This is a genomic window from Pseudemcibacter sp., assembly GCF_965661635.1.
In the GTDB taxonomy this organism is placed as follows: Bacteria; Pseudomonadota; Alphaproteobacteria; order Sphingomonadales; family Emcibacteraceae; genus Pseudemcibacter.
Genome location: NZ_CBFIEP010000008.1, coordinates 1 through 5,994, shown reverse-complemented (window position 1 = coordinate 5,994; position 5,994 = coordinate 1). Strand labels below are relative to the sequence as shown.

Here is a 5,994-nt window from a genome sequence, read left to right as displayed (position 1 = left end):
ATTTCTCCACCCTGGTCATGGATAGGTTGGTTTGCTGTGAAGTTCCACCCACTTTCCATTTCATCATTTTGGACGCCCATCCAGCAAGTAAAATAACGCGCTTTATTTAGCTTTAGCGGATCGATTTTTTCGCTACCAAATGTATATGTACCATCTGCGCGACGTCCGCTCTCATAGGTCCAGTAACTGTTTTTACTTAAAACGAAGTGTCCAGTGATATAAAGACTGCCACCTCTTCTGCTTTCAATCGTGCAGTTATCAGGTGAAATTTTACCGACAAATTCATTGGCACTTCGGTTCCATATTGCGTCGCATTCTCGGTTCATAGACGTAACAGAATCTATTGAGATATTTGCAATCTTACTAGGTTCGTTTTGTAGGCCTACTGCGATTGAACCATCCTTAAAGGTAAAAGTTTGCATTCGAATATTTCCATTTTCATAATCGGGCATAAAATTGAAAAGGCGCTGCCTGCCAACATTATCAGTTTTATTTTCTGTATATTGTTCTAGGTAAAAAACATTCTCGCCAATTGTTGGTAGATCTATTTTTTTGAATGTCATATGAATTCGAGTTTTTCGTTCATCGGTAGGAACTTTCATTTCTTCTTCGAAGAAAAATTGTTCTGAATTATCAAAGTCTCCTTCTAACCAATTCATCATTAATCTGAAATCACGGTCGAGTACATCATTTGCCGTTTGTGCAAAGGCATTTGTGCATAATAATAAATATGTAATGACTGTAAGAAAGATTTTCATGAATTTTCCTAATTTAGTGGTTCAAAGTATTCTACCCATCCACCTTCGGGAAGTTCAAGGGCAAAAATTTTCACTTTACCGTATGGTTGCATTTCTAAAGTAGTGGGTTCATATATGGGTTTGACGTCCTTATCTTTAAGGTCATCATATTGTTGATCAATATTTGTGACGGGAAAACGAAGTGACGTAATTCCTAGATTATATGGCTTTGCTTTTGGCGTAAAATTCCTACCTTCAAGATCATCTAATTTTAGGAGTTCAATTGAGCCATCGGTGACACCATTTGGATGAACAATATAAACGTTCATGGCATGATTTGGGACAATATTATGAGCGAGGCCAAGGACATTCGGGCCAGCATCAAGCCTATGGCCTAGGACTTCCATAACGGTATTAAAACCTAATTTATCTTTGAAAAATTTAAATGATTTATCAATATCTCTTACAATCATTGTAGAATTAAACGTTCTGCTAATTGCGTAAGGCTCGCCGTCCTCTTCTAGTGGTGGTGCGATCCTTTCTATTAAAGCGAAACACACACCATCAGGGCCAACCATTAAAACTTCACTGACTGTGACGGGACCAAAATCATATTCGGTTGGGTCATTATAGGCTGTCCAGCCACGCGCTAGTAATTTTTTATATTTATCTTCTATGTCAGTAACACGAAAATTTAAATCAAATATTCCACCCGATTCCCATATTTGACCGGAAGGTCTGATCTGCTCTTGTTCGATATTGTCCAACTGTATGAAACGTAGGTACCCTTTTGACGTATCAGGGTTTCTCACTAATTTATATTTACCCTTAGCATTGTCATTGAGAGACCATAATTTCAATTGTTCTTGTTCAAGTTCACCTTCGGCTAGAATTTTCCAATCGCCGACAATCTCAAGGTCTTTAGCAATACGATTTAAATCACTAACGACAATGACAGCTTCTTGCCATCCGTTATTAAACTCAAGATTGTTTGTCATATTATATTCCTAGTACTTCAAATGCGGCGCGCTCGCCACTTTCAAAGGCGCCTTCAATTCCTGCTGCAAAAGTCGATGTATGCTCACCGGCAAAATGAATGTTTTTATGAGGGGCGTGATAAACCTTACTAAAGTTTGTGATTTGGCCAGGTTTCCAATATGCCCATGCGCCACGACTATGGGGTGATGCTGTCCAGGAATGAATTTTATGCAGCGATAATTTTCCGCGGCAAGCAGGTCTAATTCTTTCCATTTCTGAAATAATTAAATTTTCTTGCGCCGCTCTGGAAAGTTTATCAAATGCAATAGCATTATTACCATTAATTAAACCCCAAAATACGGCGACTGGTTTATCAATCGAAGCCAAGGCAAAGACCCTTTCAATCGTACTGTTGGTCCACATTGTTGGCGGTAGGCCGTCTTCTTCCCAGAAAGGTTCACTGGATGTGAAATAAAATACTGTAGCCGGTAAATAAGGTATTTCATTTACTGCTCTACGCTGTAATTCAGGCAGTTCAGGCTTAATACTAATATTCTTTAAAACGGCATATGGTAAGGTACAGATAACATGATTTGCACTATATTCACTGCCATCTTCGCAAGTAACGATTGATTTATTTCCATTTCGCTCTATACGGGTGACTTTTTTCCCAAAAAATATTGAAGACTTTAAGCTCTTAGCCATCGCTTCAGGTAAACGGCTCGCTCCACCAACAACCATTTCAGAAGGGCCATTGCTACGCTCAAATTGTCCGATACGTCCTTTTCTTAGTTCGCCCAATATGGATATATTTTCCAATTTGTCACCCTGAAGACTAATATCAATCATGTCTCTGATTAATGGACTATCACCAATATTTTTTAAGTAATCAGACAAAGGTAAATCATGTTGCTGCGCTTCTTTTTCTAACCAACTGTCTAATTCAACGAGTGGATTTGGAGTGGGTGTAACACTTCGCATGAGCGCAAATGGCGGTGTCTTTTTGATCGATTCAGGTAACGGATTATATTCCCAATCACCCCAATTAGACATGGTAGTGGAATGATCATCAATGTTGATAGTCATACCACGCGGTGACGTAGGGAAGGGAGCAAGTTGGATGTTTAGGTCGTTGACAGTTGACCGTGCACGAGCATACATTTGTCCAATTTCCATGCCTCCGGCGTCAGGAGATGAGGGTACATCATCCATCGTAAAAATTCGTCCACCGACGCGATTATTGCTTTCTAGAATAAGTAATTCTGCACCTTCTTCTTCTAAAAGGCGTGACGCGTGTAATCCTGCGAGGCCTGCGCCAATAATAATCGTGTCATAGTGCTTTTTTTCTTCGCTGCTATTAACGCATGCTGGAAGAGCTAAAGCTCCTGCTGTAGCAGAAAGTCCAGCTAAAACCTGCCGCCTGGAAGTAAAATTAAGTTTATTACGCATGATTTATCCGAATAAATTATAATGACATACCTTTATAACTTATTCGAATTAAAATTTCAAACTGTTCCGTGTTTCTATTTCTGTTCAGTTGACCAGAAGTTTGATTTTTCGCCTTTGACACGTGAAAGCTCTAGATTGAGTTGGTACAGATCAGGGCGATAATAAATAATAATATATTCCACAGGAATATCTTGATCGTCATATACAATTCTTGAAACCTTAAGGAGGGGGGAACCAATATTAACTGCAAGCGCAGGTGCGGTAGTTCCGTCTGCAAGTGTTGCTGTTACTGTTTGCCTTGCCCTAGAGATGGATTTTCCTGATCTTTCAATGAGCGCTAAAATGGGTTCATTTTTTAGTTCGTCTGTAGAAAAAGATCTGCCGATTTCTTCTGGTAAATGAGTGATAACATATGAAAATGGCGTGTTATCTTTTTTGCGAACTCGAATTGCTTTTTGTACAATCGATGATGGGTCAAGCTTTAATGCATCCATTGCTTGCGGGGATGCTTTTACATAATCAAATTCAATTATTTCAACCGTTGTCTCTTTTACAATTGAGATGAGATCTTCCATTAACCCGTCCATGTTCGCAGAAGAATGTGAAACAGGATTAGAAAAAGTTATGGTTGTCCCTCGTCCACGTTGACGCGTAACAAGACCTTCAGCAGCAAGCTCATCAAGTGCCCGTTTGACCGTAATCCTGGAAACATCAAACATTTTTTCTAGTTCATTTTCTGTTGGAATTAGGCTGCCATTTTCATAAGCTCCGGAAAAAATCTTTTCACGAATCAATACATAAATTTGATGATATAGTGGCGTTGGTAGTGTCTCATCGATAGTATTTTTTGGACTTATGGTTTTATCAGTCATGATTATCCGCTAAACTTGTTTCGATTAATTTGGAATGACAAAAGTCATTGTTGATAACATATATTGATATATCATTTTCATTGTACAAGACAAGCCAATAAACAAAATATAAAAAAGTAAAAATGTGTTTTTTACTTAATAACCTAGTTTCCAATGTTGTGGCTTGATCTTTTAAATATACCATAAAAAAAGAGGTTATAATGTCCGCCTATATGCTTGTTATTGCAGAAATAGATAATATGGAAGAGTTTCGTGATTATGCAGTTGCTGCTGCAGACTTAATTGGAAAATTCGGTGGTGAATATATCGTGAGAGGAGCGAAAGATGCTGTTACTCTTGAAGGTGATTGGCCCGAAGATAAAAAAGTAGTGGTTTCAAAGTGGCCCTCAATGGAGGCCGCGCAAGAATTTTGGAATTCTCCCGAATATGCTGAAGCCAAAAAACTAAGACTTGGAAAAGCCAAGGTTGTCGTTCGTTTAATGAGCGGAGTATAGAATGAGCGATATTCTAACTGTCAGAAATCCTCGAAATGGCGAATTTGATTATGAAATTTCTGTTATAGGAAATGACGAAATCTCCGCTCTGGCAAAGAAAATGCGAGCAAAACAAAAAAAATGGCTCGCCCAAGGTTTAGAATATCGAATTTCAATATTAAATAAATTAAAAGAAGCAGTTGCCAATCATCGTGATGAAATGATTAAAGCGCTTTCTGATGATACGGGACGTTTATATATTTCTGTAGCGGAAGTCGATGGCATTTCAAATGCTATCGATCGTTGGATTACGGTGGCAAGGTCAGTCAGCGCACCAGAAACGAAAAACTCAGGATCGATGCCATTCATTGAATACAGAAGTGAATTAATACCTTATGCTGTTGTTGGTGTGATCAGTCCCTGGAACTTTCCATTAACTCTTTCGCTTATTGACGCATTGCCAGCAATGATGTCCGGTGCTACTGCGATCGTAAAACCTAGTGAAGTCACGCCTCGTTTTGCCGGTCCATTAAAAAAAGCAATTGCAGAAGTTGAAGAGCTTAATGACATTATTCATTTTATTGATGGCGATGGCAGCACTGGTGCATCTCTTATCGATCATGTTGATATTGTATGTTTTACCGGAAGTGTAGCAACGGGACGATTGGTTGCAGAGCGTGCCGCAAAAAACCTTATTCCGGCTATCCTTGAGCTTGGTGGAAAAGATCCTGCAATTGTATTAGAGGATGCGGATTTAGATAGAGCGGTAACATCACTCTTACGCGCCTCTATCGTTAATACAGGGCAAGCCTGCCAATCCGTTGAACGTATTTATGTGCACAAGAACCTTTATGATGATTTTGTTGAGAAAATCGTTGAAAAAGCAAAAAAAGTAGAGCTAAATTATCCGAATTTAAATAGTGGGCATATTGGGCCGATTATCTTCGAAAAACAGGCCGATATTATTAGAGAACAATTGGATGATGCACTTGCAAAAGGGGCTCAGATTCATACGGGTGGTGAAATTGAACATCATGGCGGTGGATTATGGTGCCGTCCAACTGTCGTTACAAACATCAACCATGAAATGGATATTATAACCAAAGAAACATTTGGTCCGGTACTTCCCATAATGTCATTTGAAAGTGATGAAGAAGCCATCCGTTTGGCAAATGATACTGAGTATGGCCTGAGCGGTTCTGTATATTCTGAAAATATGGAACATGCCAATGAAATTGCAGTGCAAATTGAGGCTGGAGGGATTAGCATCAATGAAGGAAGTCTTACAGGGTTTATGCATGAAGCTGAAAAAAATTCATTTAAACTTTCTGGTTTAGGAGAATCGCGAATGGGACCAGCTGGTTATCATCGTTTCTTTAGAAAAAGAGCCATCATGACCAATACGGCTGATGCTTTTCCTATAGAAGCTTTTGATGAAAAGAATGCAAATTATCCTTGAACATAATTTAGATGATATAAGGCATC

Annotated in this window: 6 protein-coding genes; 2 read left to right on the top strand and 4 right to left on the bottom strand. The window is 38.9% G+C overall.

All coding sequences use genetic code 11. The annotated features are described in order from the left end of the window. The 4 genes from ACTF6W_RS00590 to ACTF6W_RS00575 form a co-directional block, all read right to left on the bottom strand. The coding region (locus ACTF6W_RS00590) for a chromophore lyase CpcT/CpeT (RefSeq protein WP_438992596.1) at window positions 1-758 on the bottom strand (758 nt) is incomplete at its 3' end. Window positions 759-766: 8 nt separating this feature from the next. Continuing rightward, window positions 767-1,735, bottom strand: coding sequence for a VOC family protein (locus ACTF6W_RS00585; RefSeq protein ID WP_438992595.1), 969 nt, complete (start codon window positions 1,733-1,735; stop codon window positions 767-769). Between the two features lies 1 nt (window position 1,736). Continuing rightward, complete coding sequence (locus tag ACTF6W_RS00580; protein ID WP_438992594.1) at window positions 1,737-3,164, bottom strand: flavin monoamine oxidase family protein; 1,428 nt, start codon at window positions 3,162-3,164, stop codon at window positions 1,737-1,739. Window positions 3,165-3,238: 74 nt separating this feature from the next. Then, window positions 3,239-4,036, bottom strand: a complete 798-nt coding sequence (locus ACTF6W_RS00575; protein WP_438992593.1) for a GntR family transcriptional regulator — start codon at window positions 4,034-4,036, stop codon at window positions 3,239-3,241. Window positions 4,037-4,236: 200 nt separating this feature from the next. Here ACTF6W_RS00575 and ACTF6W_RS00570 point away from each other — a divergent pair, with 200 nt between their 5' ends. Together ACTF6W_RS00570 and ACTF6W_RS00565 are read left to right on the top strand one after the other, a co-directional pair. Further along, on the top strand, window positions 4,237-4,530 hold the full coding sequence (locus ACTF6W_RS00570) for a DUF1330 domain-containing protein (RefSeq protein ID WP_438992592.1): 294 nt from the start codon (window positions 4,237-4,239) through the stop codon (window positions 4,528-4,530). Between the two features lies 1 nt (window position 4,531). Beyond that, entirely contained in the window at window positions 4,532-5,968 is a 1,437-nt protein-coding gene (locus tag ACTF6W_RS00565; protein ID WP_438992591.1) for an aldehyde dehydrogenase family protein, read from the top strand. Window positions 5,969-5,994 lie beyond the last annotated feature (26 nt).